The sequence below is a fragment of the Sphingomonas sp. HMP9 genome, assembly GCF_013374115.1.
In the GTDB taxonomy this organism is placed as follows: Bacteria; Pseudomonadota; Alphaproteobacteria; order Sphingomonadales; family Sphingomonadaceae; genus Sphingomonas.
On record NZ_AP022673.1, the window covers coordinates 546,608 to 563,547 of the forward strand.

Here is a 16,940-nt window from a genome sequence, read left to right on the forward strand (position 1 = left end):
AGGACATAATGATGTGACACGCGCTATCTGATGGGGTGGACGCCCTCCGACTGCATCGATGTGCAATAGTGGAGGTGTTGAGCACCACTGAGGGAGGCGTCCGTGCCAGAGGTTACCACAATCGGTCTTGATATCGCTAAGTAGGTTTTTCACGCGCATGGTGCCGACGCGGCCGGCCGGGCGTTTTTAGCCGCAGCATCACGCGTGGCAAGCTGCTCGACTTCTTCGTAGCGCAGCCACGCTGTCTGGTGGCACTGGAGGCATGTGGCGGCGCGCATCACTGGGCGCGCGAACTAACAGCGATGGGCCATGAGGTCCGCTTGATCCCGCCAGCGTACGTGAAACCGTGGGTGAAGCGACATAAAAACGATGCGTTTGTCGGTCGGTCTGCGGCTCTGCGGCAGGCAAGGCGGCGATGAACGCGTGGCCTTCCCCTTCGGAATAACGCCGACTTGCCGGAGGTCAGTCTCCTGGTACTGATAGTCCCGCGAGCAACGACGCGTGTGCGGCGAGCCTGTGCGACACGAACTCGGTGAAGAGCCGCACGCGCTTCGTCTTGCGCGTTTCCCCCTGCGTGAGCAGCCATACCGTGCCGTACAGATGCAGCTCGGTGCCCGGCACCCGCGCCAACATTGGATCGGCATCGCCGACGAAACACGGCAGCGTCGAAATCCCAAGCCCTTGCCGCACGGCGGCGATCTGCGCCGCGGCGTCGGTGGTGCGGAAGGGAACTCCCGTTGTTCGAACGTCACCGTCGCTCGCCCAGTCCGGTATCCCGTGGCCACTTATCACGATCCACCGGAGGGGATCTGGTACGCCAGCACGCGAAGCGGCCAGTCGGTCGCGCGACATGTAGATCCCACCGTATAGCTCCGGGCCCTTGAGGCCATGCAGGTTGAGCGGCAGCGTCTTGCGGTCATAGACGACGCGGAGCGCAACGTCGGCCTCCCGATTGGTCAGGTTCGCGAGTTCGCCGGAGGACAGGATCTCCATCTCGATCTCGGGATGCAGGCGCGCGAAATCGGCGAAGTCGGGCATCAGCAGGTGGGTCGCGAGGATCGGCGTCAGCGTCACGCGCAGTAGCCCACGCACGCTCTGGTCGCGGCCCAGGACGCGCGTTTCCAGCTGGTGCGACGACTCCTCCATCTGGTGTGCGAGCTCGACGACCTCCTCGCCCGCCGCCGTCAAGCGGTAGCCCGAAGGCAGCTTTTCGAACATCTGCGCGCCCAGCCTGTCCTCGAGTTGCGCGATCCGCCGCAGCACAGTGGCATGGTTCACCCCAAGCTGCTTCGCGGCCGCGCGCACCGATCCCCCGCGCGCGGCGGCGAGAAAGTAGCGAACGTCATCCCAGTCGATCATGGTGCATCCCCGCGCCGCGTGCCGCGCTTGTTCGAATTGCGGAATAGCACGTCCCGCGCTGATGTGCGCGTTAGCCGGATAGTTTCCGCACCACCCTTGTGCCCCATTGCCCACTGACCGTCCGACCTCGTCCCGCCCATCTGAAGGTTCATGGGAGACCAACCCGCCAAAGCCCCGAGATGGCGAAATCAAGGACGAACGACATGACCCGACTAACTGGAAAGACCGCAGTGATCACCGGTGGCGCGAGCGGCATTGGCCTCGCCTCTGCCAAGCGCTTCATCGAGGAAGGCGCCTTCGTCTTCATCTTCGGCCGCCGGCAGGATGTGCTCGACGCCGCGGTCGCCGAACTCGGCCCCAACGCCCGCGCCGTTCAGGGTTCGGTGGTCAATGAAACGGATCTCGACCGGCTGTACGCCGCGGTAAAGGCCGAGCGCGGCACGCTCGATATCGTCTTCGCCAACGCCGGGACGGGCAGCATGGTCAAGCTCGGCGCGATCACCGCCGCGCACATCGACGAAACCTTCGACACCAATGTGAAGGGCACGATCCTCACGATCGAGAAGGCGTTGCCGTTAATGGGCGAGGGCGGCTCGATCATCTTGACCGGGTCGAGCGCCGGCACCACCGGCGCTCCGGCGATGACCACCTACAGCGCGAGCAAGGCAGCCGTCCGCAACCTTGCGCGGACCTGGGTCGAGGACCTCAAGGGCACCGTCATTCGCGTGAACGTGCTGTCGCCCGGAGCGGTGGCGACCGAACTCGCCGCCGCCGCGCTCGGCGAGGAAGGCCTCAAGGCCTACGGCGCGATGACGGGGTTCCAGCGCATGGGTGATCCGGCGGAACTCGGCGCAGCGGCCGCCTTCCTCGCATCGGACGACAGCGGTTTCATGACCGGCAGCGAACTCGCCGTCGACGGCGGCTTGGCGCAGATCTGACGTGCTTACCCGCCCGGTCCGACGATCCGACCGGGTACGCCCCTCGATCACGCCACCGCGATCCTATCCCTCCCCCTAGGGGGTCCTCCACAGGAGACTATCATGACCTACGCAATTATCGGCTTCGGCAGTGTCGGCCAGGCGCTCGCGAAAGCCTTCGCCCGAAGCGGCATCGATGTATCGGTCGCAACTACGCGCGACCCAGAAAGCTTCGCAGCGGATGCGGCTGCGATTGGCCCCGGCGTTATTCCCACGACTCTGGCTGAAGCGGTCAAGGCGGACGTCATCTTCCTGGCCGTGCGGTTCGAGGCCCACGCGGATGTCGCGAAGGCACTCCCCGACTGGCACGGAAAGACCATCGTCGATGTGACCAACGCTTACGGCGTCGATCTGGGCGGACAGCCTTCTGCCAAGGTCGTCGCGCAGGCCTTCACCGGCGCCAAGCTGGTCAAGGGCTTCAACCATTTGGTCGCCGGCGTCCTCGAACAAGATCCGGCTGTCCACGGTGGCAGGCGCGTCGTCTTCCTGGCGAGCGACGATGACAGTGCAACGACAGAGATCGGCGCCCTGGCTGAAAAGCTCGGCTTCGCACCAATCAAGCTCGGCGGACTCGCGGAAGGTGGGCTGCTCGTCCAGGCGCGCGGCAACACATGGGGCCAGCTTATCTTCAAAGATCTGATCAAGTTCGACTGAGTGACACGGTTGCACGCAATGGAGTAGATTATATGAGTATCGAAAAGAACATTCAGACCGTGAAGGAATTCTTCGCAAGCATGTCCAGTTCCGATCCGCAGGATGTACTAGCATTGGTTGCCGAGGACATCGAATGGATCATTCCTGGCGAAGGCTGGGCGCTGGCCGGCACGCACCGCGGAGCCGCAGGAGTGGCTGCCGTGCTTCGGCGGGCGTCGCAAGAGATCGAGATGACATACCCCACGCCTCCCGAATTCGTCGCGCAGGGAGATCGGGTTCTGGTCGTCGGCGTTGCTAAAGGGAAGATTAAGGCCACGAATATGCCGTTCCACGACGAATGGATCTTCGACATCACTGTTCGAGACGGCATGCTGACGAAGATCAGGGAGTATATCGACACGCAAGCGCTCGCGCGGGCCAGCGCGATGTCGCCGCCCGGAGACGCAGATCGGCGCGCGTAACAATCGCGACGCCCTTCTCCATCGACGGTCTTAACGGAGGTTCCAATGTACGATCAATCGAAGCAGTCCGCATTAATCCGGTTCGCACGCGTCGAGGCGGGCTCAACCGTCATCGACGTGTACCCTGGCGACGGCGACTGGACGCGCCTGTTCTCCGAAGCCGTGGGACCCGATGGGCGGGTCTTCGGCTTCGTGCCGACCGAAATCCTCGACCTGAAGAACGATCAGGTCGACCTGATCCGGACGCTCGCGAACGAACCGGGGCGTCGGAATGTCGAAGGCGTCTCGGCGGACATCGTTGCGATGCCGGAGGCCACGCAAACGGCGGACGTGGTGTGGATGCACCTTTTCTACCACGATCTCCACACCACACTGATCCAGACGAGGGGCGCGACCGCGGCTGCGTTCAATCGAGCCGTCTTCGAGCGGCTGAGGCCCGGTGGGTTCTATGTCATTGTCGATCACGCTGCCGGCGCCGGGACGGGCACGAGCGACACCCAGTCGCTGCACCGGATCGACCCCGCGTCCGTTCGCCAAGAGGTGGAGGCGGCCGGACTCGTCCTCGACGCGGAAAGTACTATGCTCGCGAACAATGACGATCGGCACTCGACCAAGGTGTTCGATCCCTCGATCAAGGGCGAAACCGATCGCTTCGCTTATCGGTTCGTGAAGCCGTGACAACTTCCGACGCAATCAGTCGCTCAAGAAGCGCGCCAGAGTGGCGGCATTGTTCAACACCCGCCACTTTTTTGGGTCCGTGGAACGGGCGCTGTGCCATTCCGCCCGGCCGACGTTGCATGTGGGAGCGACTATTCCAGGCCGAGGTGAAGCTGAACAAATGGTAGGTTTTGGGAAGCGCTAGAGGCCCGAGGAATATCCTGAACTGGACCTTGGCGGCCATATCGTGGAACGCGCGTGCAAAGGTCAGATCGCATCGTAACTAAATAGCCACATTGACGAGGCCTGCCTGCTCGCTTTGTCGCCGGTGCTTTGAAACCGGCCGACTGCGGTATATCTGGCGCCGTCCTTGAGTGAACCGGACGGCATCAGGGGTGCGAGGCGCGGTGCGACATAAAACACGAGGTCGTGGCCATCGTCGGTGGTCATGCTGACCGCCGCGTAACCAAGCTTTCCACCCAGAAGCCGTTCGTTCGCCTGGCCGTATCCGGTCGGTGATTTGAGACTCGTAATGCGGCCCGTGACCCGGACTAGATTGCCGTTCGGCTGGTCGGTCGCGGCGCTGAACGGCCGCTTTGTCCGCATCCGCTCGGCTTTAATTCTAGTATAATGATCGAGCAGCTGGCCGAGGCTCTGGTAACCGATCGTCCAATTGCTTCGCTCGGCCCAGAACAAGGTTCCGTCGAACACGGTGAACAGCGCGTCGGTCCAGCCGGCGCATCCATCGGCATCCTCGCAATTGGGCCATGCCGCATCGATCCATCGCACGAGCTGCGTGTTTGGATCCGAAAATTCCGCTTCCTTGGCAAGACCAGGCCCGAACGCTACCGCGGCCTGATGTTGCCGCGGCGCGACGACCGCGACCGCGCCGTTGCCGACATCGAGTTTGCCGATCCGCAACTGCCGCATCATCGCCCAGGCATAGTCGTTCGCGGAAAGCCCCTTCAGGTCGTCGACCACCAGGATGCTCATTTCGACGCCCGAATCCTTGGCGAGGCGATACAGCCGCTGCTCCATCGTTTTCATACGCGCTGGATCGAGCCGTCCGGTCTCGTCTACGATGAAGCGGCCGTATTTGAAGGGTATCGATCCGGGTGCCGGTAACAGGCGGGCAGGGACCGAGGCGTTGACGACCGCCGGCGTTGTAGCGGCCAGAGGCGCTGTCGGTCCTTGCGCGATCGGGCCTGCCGAGGCACCGCCGGGCGCGGCAGGCGCTTTCCTGCCCGCACACTCGAGACCGCCCGATTGCGTGCAGGATTGTCGCCACCCTTGCTGGATCGCGTCGGCGCGCTGATCCTTTGCCGGATGGGTCGGCGAGCCGTGGCTGCTGCCGACCGTTAGGATCATCCGCTGCGCCTCGGCGAGCGGCGCGCCCATCTTCTGCAAGACGTACCCGCTGAACTTGTCGGCTTCCAATTCGATTTCCGGGCGACTGCCCCCGGGCACGATCGTGTGCCCGGACAGATGGTGCGCGATCTCGTGCGCCATGATGCTGATCGGACCCCAAGGGCTGCCGCCGACCTGCGCCTCGGCAGCCTTCATGAACGCAGGGTTGAAGGCGATGACGCGCCGCGGCACCCGTTTGTCGTCCAGCATGATGACTGCGGCGGCGTTCGGCACCGGTCCGGACACGACGACAAAATTAGCGGGGAGGCCGGTATAGCCCATGATGCGCGTGACGGCGCTGGCGCAATCCTGCGGCGCGCCGCCGGTCAGCGAGGCGGCATCCGCCTCGACCGGTTTGCCGTCATAGGAACAGGCCTGAAGCGTCGACGCGATCGCCTCGACCTTGGCCGCGCTGGACACCGTCTTGCTCGTGTCGTCCGCCTTGCCGCATCCGCTTGTCAGGAGGGCCGCCAGCGCACTCATTGATGCCAGATGCAGGGTCCGCATGTCACCGTCTCCTCGTCAGCGGCTTACCAGCCACAGGATCGCCCATGCGTAGATGCGCAGCAGCGTCCAGTTGATCGCGGCGACCATGATGCCGGCTAAAACCAGCCTTGGCCAGTCGGTCCGCCATGACAGGAGGAAGAACTGCCGATAGGCCACCACGACGATCAACGTCTTGAGAATGGGCACATAGATCTGCGACGCCGCCTTGTGCGTCAGTATGAAGGCCGGATCACGCCAGATCAGCGTCGGCAACATGTTGACGCTAATGAACGCCAACACGATCGACTGACAGTAGATCGCCAGCACCGTCACTTCGATCAGATTATAACCAAGCCGGCGCCGGAACACGATCGCTGCCGCGGTGACGATGGCGACGATGCCCAGCGAGAAGCTCCAGTTTGAGTAGGCGAGCACCTGGGCGGCCATGCGCTTGACGACCCCATCGCGATCGACGCCCGCATAGACGCCGAAATACTGATTGGTCGCGAGCATCAGGACCAGGACGGCGACGGTCGCCACGAGCAGCTTCAGCGGGTGCATCCACGTCGTGCGCCGACCCATCACATATTCCCTGGCGACCGTACCGGGCGTGACGATCAGCTTGCCGAGCGTCCGCGCCGCCGGCAGTTCGAACAGGCGGAGCCTATCCCAGGTTTCCCTGCGGATATCGTGCCAAACGAACCGCTTCGCGGCTTTCTGCCCGCACCCACTGCAATACGCGGTTGTCATCGGCGTAGCGCAATTGCCGCACGTTGGTTGCTCGAACCAGTCATTGGAAACCGGAACGTCGGGAAGGGAAGAAGGGCTCTGCTTGTTCGGACCCAAGGCATCGGCAATTATGCGGCGGGCATCCAGCATCTTACCTCCCCACGTTGCTCTGCTTCGGCTTAGCATGGGACCGATAGACGGTGGAACAGCGCTCATTGTCCACTGTGTCCGGCGAACGGGTTCCTCTTCGAAGCAGCCCGACGGAGGTCGGCCAATTAAGGCCGAGCACGCGAGATGAACAAAGGTCCGTACCTGAAAAGAGTCGAACAGCCGCGGAGTGACCACTTGTGGGTCTGATTGGCAGCCGTAGGGCACGGGCGCGTTTGCCCAATGTCCGTCGTTCATTCTACTATATGTATCGAATTTAGCCGCCCGGACGATTTCCGTTTTCCCATGTCCTGCAGGCAATTGCGGGAAAACTAAATCGGGAACAGATTTCGGGAAAGCGGCTCTTCCAGCGGCTGTGACAACAACATCACGCTCCGCTTTCCCGTTCACCCTTCGTTTTCGGGAATGGCTAAAACGCCCACACCCAGACGTTCCCACGCGCTCTTCCCATTCCCTATTTCCGACATCCCTTCATGTCGCGGGGTCAGGACTATTTGCAGCACCTTCCGGTAGCCTCAATGTTTGAAGTTAGGCGGCATCCTTCGTCATTTGTGAAGCCCCGCTTTGACATCTCGACCGGGTACCAGATATGTTAAACTTCCTGCCCTAGTTCGAGATCGGAGAGATGCAGTGCGGATGGATAGGCGAGTCTTCCTGACCGCTACTGTGGCGGTGTTGGCAGAACCCGCGTGCGCGTCGGCAGCATTGCCGCCCTATCGTATCCCTATCACTCTGACCGACACCCGCGTGCTCGTGGATTGTATGATCGGTGCCAACGGTCCGTACAGCTTTGTGTTTGATACCGGCGGCACAATTGGACTCATTGAGCTGAAGTTTGCAAAGCAATTAAGGCTCAAACAGCTTGGCAGCAGCATACTGGGCTTGAGACAAGGTAGAAAAGCCTACCCGATCTTTGTCGTCCCTGACCTTACTTTCGGCAATCAGTTCCGGCAGCCAATTTCGACCATCGCAGGCGTCGAAACGGTCAACTTCGGGGAAGGTGCGGTCGGATCAATTGCGGCTGGAGCCCTTACTGCGGCGGACTGCGAGCTAGATTTTGACGCGAAGGAATGGCGCATCTACCGTGATGGAAGCCCCGATCGCAGCGGCTGGACCCAGTTCCAAAAGGGCATATTTCATTTCGGCAACAAGAATGGATCAGCCTTCATTGCCGCCGAAGCGACCTTAAACGGTCACTCGTTTCGGTTTGGACTGGATACGGGCATGCCTTCCACGATGAGGATTTACCGGAAGACCGCAGAAAAGGCAGGCCTTTGGGATGCGCCACGATGGTCGCCGACGGCCCCGGGCGGAAAAGGTCGAATGACGCGCGGTGAACTGAACTTGGCTGGTGAAAAGCTTCCCCGGGTAATCGTTACCATCATCGACAATCCGGAGTGGGATGTATTTCCTAACGGGGTCATCGGTCTACCTATCTTGCGTCGGTTCAACCTTGCGACCGTTGCCAAAGACGAACTGCTGTTCTTGCGACGCAACGGGATTGAAGCTTCACCCGAACGCTACAATCGCGCCGGGATGTGGATCGATCGTGCCGGAGTCGACGCTAGGATTGGTGTGGTAGGACCAGGCAGCCCGGCGGATAAAGCAGGATTAAAAACAGGTGATCTCTTGTTAGGTGTTCAGTTCACAAAACTTATCCAAGAGATGTTTGGGCCCGTTGGCCACGAGATCGCTTTGACCGTCAAGCAATCTGGCGCCAGCCGCGACATTAAGCTTCGCCTCGAAGATTACCTATGATTCTGGGCCCGTCGCGCTTCTAGCTAGGCCGTTAGATTGAACGAGGTGTCACTAAGTGTTGCTTACGCTTCCAAAGCGGCCCGATCGCTTTCCTTCCAAACCCGGACATTCCCGAAATTCGATCCTTTTGGAGAAATTTGGCGTGCCTTTGGGCGGGGGGAATGGGTACGGCAAGAGCCCCGCCTCGAGACGAACGAAGGGCCGAAGTTGGAGAGCGGCAATCACCCCGCGAACGCCGACTCTGGGTCGAGCGCCGAGCCAGCAGAGTGTCAACGGTATCTATCGGCGGATGGCGCTGAGTGCGACCCATTCGGGGCTGGTCCAGATGCCGATCGCCAAGGTTGAAAAGGCAGTGAGGGCACGATTGAGACACTCGCCAAGTGCAGGAATCACGCAAAATCTGTTTCGGCCAGGGAGGCCGGTCTCGGGATTGCGCAGGCGCTGTGCTAGTCTTCTCCTCTCATAGCGCTGCGCTTTGTGCGGAAGCTCGCAGATAGAAAAAATCGCGGCGCGCGTACTCTCCCGGATCAGGAGCTGAAGGCGCGGGACCGACGGCCGCGTGGGCATGTGGTCGGCTTGGCAACGTAGTAACGTGTCTTAATGCCTATCGTCGATTATCACCAGCGATCGATTTGAATATCTACTATGTAATCATCAATCGGGTTCTCGCCGGATTTTTTAAATCATATTCCGGAAAACGGAGGCAACATTCAAAATGGATGTTTTGATATGAGGGTTTTATTTACGATTTAAAGAAATATCAAGCGGCGTTGTGATAGGCTCTGTTGCCATGGGCCTTTCCAAAACCAATCCATATCATGAAGGCGATGACACAGTAACCGTACTGCTTCATCTTCAGAACGCCATTTTAAAAATGATTGCCAAGGGTGCCGGGCTTGCACCAACGTGTACCACGCTGTGTACAGAAGTAGAGCGGATCCTCCCGGCTGTAATCTGTTCGGTTCTAGCGGTCGATTTGGCAGGCCTGCTTCATCCACTCGCCGGGCCAAGCCTACCGGAAGCATATTCCCAAGCCTTGGATGGCCTGTCCGTAGGCCCGTTAGCCGGCTCCTGCGGCACCGCGGCGTGAGCTATGCCGGAATTTGGGTGACGAGGCGATCAGGCGGCGCGGGTTGATTGGCCGTCGACGACTTCGGTGCCGTCACGGAATGTGACACCAGCGACGACTTTGGGCAACTGGTTCTCGCCCTTCAGCCGGCGCCATTTCCTGGACGCGGCGATGACGAGTTTGAAGACCATGAGGCGTGCCGTCTTTGGTGACAGCGCGCCCTTGGTACGCACCGTCCTGTGGCGCACGGTCGCGAACACGCTCTCGATCGGGTTCGACGTCCGCAGATGGTCCCAGTGCTCGGCGGGGAAGTCGAAGAAGGTGAGCAGCCTCTCGCGATCCTTGGTCAGGCATTCGACGGCCTTGGTGTATTTCGCGCTATATTTCTCGACAAAGACGGCGATCGCCTTCTCCGCCGCTGCGCGCTCAGGCGCGCTATATATCTCGCGCAGGTCAGCTTTTATTGCAGGCTGCACCGACTTGGGCACCTTGTGTTGATTTCCACTGAGAGCTGACCCGGAGAAGGCATAAATTTCCACCGAGAAGTGACCCGTGTCTCAACCTCACCCCGGCAGGCTGTCGGGGGATCAAGGAGTGATAGACATGGCGTTACTGAGCGTGATCCGGCGCTGGGCATTCCGGGACGGGATGTCGATCAGGGAGATAACCCGACGTACGGGGCTGTCGCGTAACACGATCCGCAAATACCTGCGGTCGGACGCGGTGGAGCCGAAGTTCGAAGTGGTCGACCGGCCGAGCAAGTTGGATCCGTTCGCCGACCGGCTATCGGGATGGTTGAAGACGGAAGCTGGCAAATCGCGCAAGCAACGGCGTACGGGCAAGCAGATCCATACCGACCTGGTCGTGCTGGGCTATGACGGGTCCTACAGTCGGGTAGCGGCCTTCATCCGGGCGTGGAAGGCCGACCGTCAGGTCCAGGAGCAGACGACGGGCCGGGGCACGTTCGTGCCGCTGGTGTTCATGCCCGGCGAAGCCTTTCAATTCGACTGGAGCGAGGACTGGGCCATCCTGGGCGGCGAACGGGTGAAGCTGCAGGCAGCGCACACCAAGCTGTCGCACAGCCGGGCGTTCATCGTGCGAGCGTATCCGCTCCAGACCCACGAGATGCTGTTCGATGCGCACCAGCATGCCTTTCGGGTGCTGGGCGGAGTGCCGCGGCGCGGGATCTACGACAACATGAAGACCGCGGTCGACCGTATCGGCACGGGCAAGGCGCGGCAGGTCAACGCGCGGTTCGCGGCGATGACGAGCCACTATTTGTTCGAACCCGAATTCTGCAATCCGGCATCGGGCTGGGAGAAAGGTCAGGTTGAGAAGAACGTCCAGGATGCGCGTCGCCGGCTGTGGCAGCGACTGCCCGAACTTTCCGACATTGCTGCGCTCAACGCATGGCTGGAAGAGCAGTGTATCGCACAGTGGGCACAGATTCCGCACGGCAACCTTCCCGGCACCGTTGCCGAGGTATGGGCGCAAGAAGTGGCGGACCTGATGAAACCGGGGCGCCCGTTTGATGGCTTCGTCGAACATACCAAGCGGGTATCGCCGACCTGCCTCGTGCATTTCGACCGCAACCGTTACAGCGTCCCGGCTTCCTTCGCGAACCGGCCGGTGAGCCTGCGGATCTACCCTGAGCGCATCGTCGTGGTCGCGGAAGGGCGCAGGGTGTGCGAGCACGCCCGGGTGATCGACCGGGCGCACAGCTCGCCAGGACGGACTATCTACGACTGGCGCCATTATCTGGCGGTGGTTCAGCGCAAGCCGGGTGCCATGCGAAATGGTGCGCCCTTTACCGAATTGCCCGACGCCTTTCGGAAATTGCGCGAGCGATTGCTCAAGCACGCGGGCGGCGACCGGGAGATGGTCGATATCCTGGCACTGGTGCTCCAGCACGACGAACAAGCGGTGCTGTGCGCGGTCGAACTAGCGCTCGAGGCCGGCGTCGCCACTAAAACCCACATTCTCAACATCCTGCATCGGCTGGTCGATGGCAAGACCGCCAGCGTCACGCCCATCGATGCCCCACAGGCGCTCGTCCTGCGACGTGAACCCCAAGCCGATGTCGGCCGCTACGACACGCTTATGAAGGAGGTGCGCCATGCGTCATGATCCCGCCAGCGCCGCGGTCGTTGTCATGCTGCGCGATCTTCGCATGTACGGCATGGCCCAGGCCGTAGGCGACCTCATCGAACAAGGCGCGCCTGCCTTCGATGCGGCCGTTCCCATCCTGTCTCAGCTGCTCAAGGCCGAGATGGCGGAGCGCGAAGTCAGATCCATCGCCTACCAGATCAAGGCTGCAAAGCTGCCGGCGTACAAGGATCTGACCGGCTTCGATTTTACCTCCGCCGAAGTCGACGAGACCATGGTTCGCCAACTCCATCAGGGCGATTTCATCGACGGCGCCGATAACGTCGTCCTGATTGGTGGCCCCGGCACCGGCAAGACGCACATCGCTACCGCGCTCGCTGTGCAGGCCATCGAGCACCGGCGCCGGAAGGTCCGGTTTTTTGCCACCGTCGACCTGGTCAACGCGCTCGAGCAGGAGAAAGCCATGAACAAGGCCGGGCAGCTCGCCGAGCGCCTGCTTCGCCTCGATCTCGTCGTCCTCGACGAGCTGGGCTACCTGCCGTTCAGTTCCTCGGGCGGCGCCATGCTGTTCCACCTGCTCAGCAAACTCTACGAGCAGACCAGCGTCATCATCACCACGAACCTCAGCTTCAGCGAATGGGCCGGCGTCTTCGGCGACGCCAAGATGACAACCGCGCTCCTCGACCGCCTTACCCACCATTGCCACATCGTCGAGACCGGCAACGACAGCTTCCGGTTCCGCGTCCGGTCCGAGGCCGACAAACCGAAAAAGGACAAAGCCTCACCTTGACCCGCAACCCCGCGGGCATGACATGAACCCTTCGACGCGGGTCACTTCTCGATGAAAACTCCGGGTCAACTCTCAGTGAAAATCAACACACCTTGTTCAGTACGTTTGGACTTGCCCCGATAAAGTGGAGAGGCATTTGCTCAGCGTGACGCAGTTCGTTCGAACTGGGCGGGGCTGATGTAGTCGAGCGCGGAGTGGCGCCGGACGGGGTTGTAGAAGCCGTCGATATAGCGGGCAATGGCCTGTGCGGCTTCGTCGCGGGTATAGAAGACGGTGCGCCAGACGAGCTCGGATTTGATCGTCTTGAAGAACGTCTCGACCATCGCATTATCGTAGCAATTTCCCTTTCCCGACATGGAGATACGGATGCCGTGGCGGCGCAGCTCGGCCTGGTAATCCACCGAACAATATTGACTGCCGCGGTCCGAGTGATGGATGAGCCCTTCAGGCGGACGCCGCATGACGAGGGCCTTGCGCAGCGCGGCGAGCGCCAGATCACGGTGCAGCCGGTCGCCGACGGCCCAACCGATCACACGTCGGGAGAAGAGGTCGATGACCACGGCCAGATAGAGCCATCCCTCCCGCGTCCAGACATACGAGATGTCCACGCCCCACTTCTGGTTGGGTGCCGTTGCAGTAAAATCCTGGTCGATGATATTCGGTGCGATCGGCCAGCTGTGCTCGCTGTCGGTCGTTCGTTTGAACCGGCGTTTCTGCCGGCCCCGTAGGCCGTTCTCACGCATCAGTCGCGCCGTGCGCCTGCGTCCGATGGCGAAGCCATCATCCTGCAACTCGCGTGTCATACGCGGGCTGCCATAGGTGCCGTTCGACAGCGCGAACGCAGAACGGACATGCGCCAGCATCACCATATCGTCGCGTTGACGCCGACTGGCAGGTCGATCTTTCCACGCGAAATAGCCGCTCGGGCTGATGCCGAGCACTTGGCAAAGGCGGTGTACGGGGAAATCCTTCTTCGCCTGATCGACGAGCGCGAACCTCATCGACTTCCCTCCCGGGCGAAAAAAGCGGTCGCCCGCTTCAGTATGTCGCGCTCTTGTCGGAGGATCTCGTTCTCCCGCCGAAGGTGCTTCAACTCGGCAGCCATATCTGCCTGCGGCGCCTCGCCGGGCATCTCCATCAATCGATCACGACGACGGCCGATCCAGCGTACCAGCGTAGACAGGCCAACGCCCAGATCCTCCGCCACCGCACGCTGCGTACGCCCGCTGGTCGCCACCAGCCGGACCGCCTCGTCCTCGAATTCCTTCGTAAATCGTCGCTGCTTCGTCATCGAGTTCACCTTTCATCTCAGGAAAACTCTCCACTTTTCTGAAGCAAGTCCAGTTGGCGATCTTGTGCACCCAGCAGCGCTGGTGGCGCGTGCTGGGCCAGACTTCGTCGAGCGCTTTCCAGAAGCCGAGTGCGCCATCGCCCACCGCGATCTCGGGTGCGATTGCGAGGCCGCGCCGTTTCACCTCGACGAGCAGCTCGCGCCAGCTCTGAGCGCTTTCACGGACGCCCACCTGGAAGCCGACCAGTTCCTTCCTGCCCTCAGGCGTGGCGCCGATCAGCACCAGCATGCACTCGGAATGATCCTCCATCCGCGCCTGCAGGTAGACGCCGTCCGCCCACACATACACGTAGCGGCGGGCCGATAGGTCGCGCGCCTGCCAGTGCTCGTATTCGACCTGCCATTCAGCGGTGAGCCGACCGACCACCGCCGGCGAAAGGTTGGGCGCGTCCTTGCCAAGGAGCGCCGTGAGCGCCTCCTGAAAATCGCCGGTCGAAACCCCGCGCAGATACAGCACCGGCAGCAGCGCATCCAGGCTCTTGGTCCGCCGTGCCCAGCGCGGCAGGATTGCCGACGAGAAGCGCACACGCTCCCCTTCCTCGGCCCCCCCGCGATCACGGATCTTCACGCGCGACACCGGCACCGGGCCAATCCCGGTCTGGACCTGACGCTCTGGCCCGTGCCCGTGGCGCACCAGGCGCGACCGTCCATCGGGTAGTCGCAGGTCGTCTCGCGCCGCCAGGAACGCCTCGGCCTCCAGTTCCACCGCCTGCGCAAGCAGCCGGCGAGCTCCGGCACGCAGCACCTCGGTCAACGGATCGTCGACATCATCGGGCTGGCGAAATTGAACGACGTTGGTAGTATCGGTCATGGCGTATCGCTCTCCTTGAGAGGTTCCGGCAGGCTCATCACCCGCCTCGATACGCCGCCTTCAATCCTCCACCGTCACCCATTTTCCAACATAGCTCCCGCGGCGTATCTGAAAACAGATATTACGGTCGTTGATATCGAAACCGATGCCCGCTGGGCACAGTTCAAACACCTCGCACTCCCGCACGGTCTCCGCGCCTGCTGGTCCAGTCCGATATGTGATGCAGAAGGTCGCGCGATCGCGACATTTGCTTTTTATTATCGTAACGTCCGAGGACCGACGGCCTTCGAACGCGAGGTGGTGGCTAACTGCGTTCACCTAACTCAAATTGCCATCGACCGACATGAGCGTGTCCTCGAACACCAGCGTAGAGCTTTTACCGACGCCTTGACCGGTTGCCCCAATCGGGCCGCTTATCATGCTGCACTTTCGAAACTCGAAAGCGCGGCGGTCGGCAGTTGGGCGCTGCTAGTTTTAGATCTCGATAACCTCAAAGTCGTGAATGATACGTTCGGTCATCATGCCGGTGACAGGCTTCTGCAGGTCGCCAGCGATAGGATTTCGGAAGCGGTCAGCCCCGGGCGGACGTTTCGCGTAGGGGGCGATGAGTTTGCTGTCATTCTCGAGGCTAGTGATGTCCTTCGTGACCTGGAGAAGATCGCGGATGAGGTTCTAAGCGCGCTCTCGGTTGCTGCCGACTGCGGTGGGCATAGCATCGTCCCGCGCGCTACCATCGGAGGCGCTACGTTCTCATCCGACGACGCCGGGGTGGCGAGTGTGCGGCAAAATGCCGACTTTGCCCTCTACCACGCCAAGGAAACCGGTCGTGGCGGCTTCGTACGATACTGGGCAGGGCTCCGCTCGAACATGACGCGGCGTATGGGCGCGATCAGGGACCTGAGCGCGGCTTTGCGGGAGGACCGGATCGAAGCGCATTATCAGCCGATCTTCCGTCTGGACACGCGGGAGATCGTAGGACTGGAAGCGCTTTGCCGCATGCGCATCGGCGACAATCTGGTCTCGGCTGCCTCTTTTCATGAGGCGACTGCCGACGCACAGGTTGCGACCATGCTCACTGCCAGGATGATGGCTCTTGTTGCGGCTGACCTACGCCGTTGGCTGGATTTGGGTATTCCGTTCCAACACGTCGGTATCAACGTCTCGTCTGCGGATCTGAGTGGCGGTGCCGTCGGGCAGGTTCTGGCCGCAGCGCTCGAACGCGAGCAGGTCCCTCTCACTCACGTCATCCTCGAGGTAACCGAGACGGTATACATGGGCCGTGGCGACCAAGCGATACAGCAAGCGATCAGGGCACTACGCGCTGACGGCATACGGGTCGCGCTGGACGATTTCGGAACAGGATTTGCGTCGCTGACGCACCTGCTCACCGTTCCCGTCGATGTCATCAAGATCGATAAACTGTTCGTTGATCACCTGGAACCCGACGGGGTCAGCGTGACCATTGTTGAAGGCCTTATCCGTACCGCAAAAAAGATGGGCATCAGGATCGTAGCTGAGGGGATAGAAACTGAAGAGCAAGTCGAGCAGCTTCGCGCGATCGGCTGCGCCTTGGGACAGGGATACATCTTCTCGCCCGCGGTCAATCGCGATACGACGACCGCCCTTCTCCTTGGGCATGCGCAGGGCATATCACGACCGCCGATTTCGACGCGATCAGGCATGGGCTGATTGACGATCCAGTGCCGAAAGGAATGGAGCACTCAGCGGCAGGACGTCGGAGCGATGAATTGCCGCAGAGGCGAATCGTCGCGCATCGTCGGCTGATGATCACCGTGTTAATCAGGACTTATGGAACAGACAGCGGTCCCGGCAACTGCCGAGGGAACCACGTCAGGAGGGCGTCCGACAGCGCCGTAGCGACAACGGAGGGCGCGCCCGTTCGTGTCCCGCTAGCGCGCACCGTGGTCGCCTGCCCCGTCCACACGACCTGATTGTCGCGGCGCAGCGACACGGTCACTTCGAGATGGGTTACGATCAGACCGTGCAACTGATCCTTACCTGAGGGCAGAGTCAGCGACAGGCCTCCAAGTCCTGCGGCCATGGCCGGCCGGTCTGAGCGGTCGTTGCCGGACCGGACAACGCCGCGCTGCGTCTGGGACACCTCAACCTTGGCGACGTAAAGGCTGCGGTTTGGAT

12 protein-coding genes and 3 pseudogenes are annotated in these 16,940 nt (G+C 61.4%); 9 read left to right on the forward strand and 6 right to left on the reverse strand.

All coding sequences use genetic code 11. From position 1 onward, the window contains the following. Nucleotides 1-102: 102 nt before the first annotated feature. Nucleotides 103-371, forward strand: a pseudogene (locus tag HMP09_RS18325) (IS110 family transposase); the annotation flags it as partial. Between the two features lie 91 nt (nucleotides 372-462). On the opposite strand, the gene HMP09_RS02450 reads toward HMP09_RS18325, so the two are convergent. Then, complete coding sequence (locus HMP09_RS02450) at nucleotides 463-1,359, reverse strand: LysR family transcriptional regulator (protein ID WP_176499033.1); 897 nt, start codon at nucleotides 1,357-1,359, stop codon at nucleotides 463-465. A 203-nt stretch (nucleotides 1,360-1,562) separates the two neighbouring features. Between HMP09_RS02450 and HMP09_RS02455 the strand changes: the two genes are divergently transcribed. The 4 genes from HMP09_RS02455 (at nucleotide 1,563) to HMP09_RS02470 (ending at nucleotide 4,129) form a co-directional block, all read left to right on the forward strand. After that, nucleotides 1,563-2,297, forward strand: a complete 735-nt coding sequence (locus HMP09_RS02455; protein WP_176499034.1) for an SDR family NAD(P)-dependent oxidoreductase — start codon at nucleotides 1,563-1,565, stop codon at nucleotides 2,295-2,297. 102 nt (nucleotides 2,298-2,399) lie between these two features. Then, nucleotides 2,400-2,990 (forward strand): NADPH-dependent F420 reductase, encoded by a 591-nt coding sequence (locus tag HMP09_RS02460; protein ID WP_176499035.1) that lies wholly within the window; start codon nucleotides 2,400-2,402, stop codon nucleotides 2,988-2,990. A 32-nt stretch (nucleotides 2,991-3,022) separates the two neighbouring features. After that, nucleotides 3,023-3,451, forward strand: a complete 429-nt coding sequence (locus tag HMP09_RS02465; RefSeq protein WP_176499036.1) for a nuclear transport factor 2 family protein — start codon at nucleotides 3,023-3,025, stop codon at nucleotides 3,449-3,451. A 45-nt stretch (nucleotides 3,452-3,496) separates the two neighbouring features. Continuing rightward, on the forward strand, nucleotides 3,497-4,129 hold the full coding sequence (locus HMP09_RS02470; RefSeq protein ID WP_176499037.1) for a class I SAM-dependent methyltransferase: 633 nt from the start codon (nucleotides 3,497-3,499) through the stop codon (nucleotides 4,127-4,129). Between the two features lie 246 nt (nucleotides 4,130-4,375). On the opposite strand, the gene HMP09_RS02475 is transcribed toward HMP09_RS02470, so the two are convergent. Next, nucleotides 4,376-6,022 (reverse strand): TPM domain-containing protein, encoded by a 1,647-nt coding sequence (locus tag HMP09_RS02475; protein WP_176499038.1) that lies wholly within the window; start codon nucleotides 6,020-6,022, stop codon nucleotides 4,376-4,378. 15 nt (nucleotides 6,023-6,037) lie between these two features. After that, a complete protein-coding gene (locus tag HMP09_RS02480) occupies nucleotides 6,038-6,751 on the reverse strand; it encodes a DUF3667 domain-containing protein (protein WP_176499039.1) in 714 nt (237 codons plus the stop codon). Nucleotides 6,752-7,660: 909 nt separating this feature from the next. Between HMP09_RS02480 and HMP09_RS02485 the strand changes: the two genes are divergently transcribed. After that, nucleotides 7,661-8,656 (forward strand): hypothetical protein, encoded by a 996-nt coding sequence (locus HMP09_RS02485; protein ID WP_176499040.1) that lies wholly within the window; start codon nucleotides 7,661-7,663, stop codon nucleotides 8,654-8,656. A gap of 1,119 nt (nucleotides 8,657-9,775) precedes the next feature. Here HMP09_RS02485 and HMP09_RS02490 read toward each other — a convergent pair. After that, nucleotides 9,776-10,216, reverse strand: a pseudogene (locus tag HMP09_RS02490) (transposase); the annotation flags it as partial. A 112-nt stretch (nucleotides 10,217-10,328) separates the two neighbouring features. On the opposite strand from HMP09_RS02490, the gene istA reads away from it, so the two are divergent. Together istA and istB are read left to right on the forward strand one after the other, a co-directional pair. Continuing rightward, complete coding sequence (gene istA, locus HMP09_RS02495; protein WP_176499041.1) at nucleotides 10,329-11,852, forward strand: IS21 family transposase; 1,524 nt, start codon at nucleotides 10,329-10,331, stop codon at nucleotides 11,850-11,852. Beyond that, on the forward strand, nucleotides 11,842-12,621 hold the full coding sequence (gene istB / locus HMP09_RS02500) for an IS21-like element helper ATPase IstB (protein WP_176499042.1): 780 nt from the start codon (nucleotides 11,842-11,844) through the stop codon (nucleotides 12,619-12,621). Before istA ends, istB begins: the two co-directional genes overlap by 11 nt. A 140-nt stretch (nucleotides 12,622-12,761) precedes the next feature. Here istB and HMP09_RS02505 read toward each other — a convergent pair. Both HMP09_RS02505 and HMP09_RS02510 read right to left on the reverse strand, forming a co-directional pair. Continuing rightward, nucleotides 12,762-13,912 (reverse strand): IS3 family transposase gene (locus HMP09_RS02505; protein WP_176499007.1). Its coding sequence is split into 2 segments (ribosomal slippage): nucleotides 12,762-13,648 and nucleotides 13,648-13,912, totalling 1,152 coding nucleotides; the frame shifts between segments, so codons are not numbered across the junction. A gap of 1 nt (nucleotide 13,913) precedes the next feature. Further along, nucleotides 13,914-14,783, reverse strand: a pseudogene (locus HMP09_RS02510) (IS256 family transposase); the annotation flags it as partial. Here HMP09_RS02510 and HMP09_RS02515 point away from each other — a divergent pair. After that, entirely contained in the window at nucleotides 14,757-16,472 is a 1,716-nt protein-coding gene (locus tag HMP09_RS02515) for a putative bifunctional diguanylate cyclase/phosphodiesterase (RefSeq protein ID WP_176499043.1), read from the forward strand. The pseudogene HMP09_RS02510 and the gene HMP09_RS02515 sit on opposite strands and share 27 nt — an antisense overlap. The last annotated feature ends 468 nt before the right edge of the window (nucleotides 16,473-16,940 follow it).

What these genes read in the sequence shown, in the direction of transcription:
- HMP09_RS02450 (WP_176499033.1), bottom strand. Translation starts at nt 1,359, where the DNA reads ATGATCGACTGGGATGACGTTCGCTACTTTCTCGCCGCCGCGCGCGGG.
- HMP09_RS02455 (WP_176499034.1), top strand. Translation starts at nt 1,563, where the DNA reads ATGACCCGACTAACTGGAAAGACCGCAGTGATCACCGGTGGCGCGAGC.
- HMP09_RS02460 (WP_176499035.1), top strand. Translation starts at nt 2,400, where the DNA reads ATGACCTACGCAATTATCGGCTTCGGCAGTGTCGGCCAGGCGCTCGCG.
- HMP09_RS02465 (WP_176499036.1), top strand. Translation starts at nt 3,023, where the DNA reads ATGAGTATCGAAAAGAACATTCAGACCGTGAAGGAATTCTTCGCAAGC.
- HMP09_RS02470 (WP_176499037.1), top strand. Translation starts at nt 3,497, where the DNA reads ATGTACGATCAATCGAAGCAGTCCGCATTAATCCGGTTCGCACGCGTC.
- HMP09_RS02475 (WP_176499038.1), bottom strand. Translation starts at nt 6,022, where the DNA reads ATGCGGACCCTGCATCTGGCATCAATGAGTGCGCTGGCGGCCCTCCTG.
- HMP09_RS02480 (WP_176499039.1), bottom strand. Translation starts at nt 6,751, where the DNA reads ATGACAACCGCGTATTGCAGTGGGTGCGGGCAGAAAGCCGCGAAGCGG.
- HMP09_RS02485 (WP_176499040.1), top strand. Translation starts at nt 7,661, where the DNA reads ATGATCGGTGCCAACGGTCCGTACAGCTTTGTGTTTGATACCGGCGGC.
- istA (WP_176499041.1), top strand. Translation starts at nt 10,329, where the DNA reads ATGGCGTTACTGAGCGTGATCCGGCGCTGGGCATTCCGGGACGGGATG.
- istB (WP_176499042.1), top strand. Translation starts at nt 11,842, where the DNA reads ATGCGTCATGATCCCGCCAGCGCCGCGGTCGTTGTCATGCTGCGCGAT.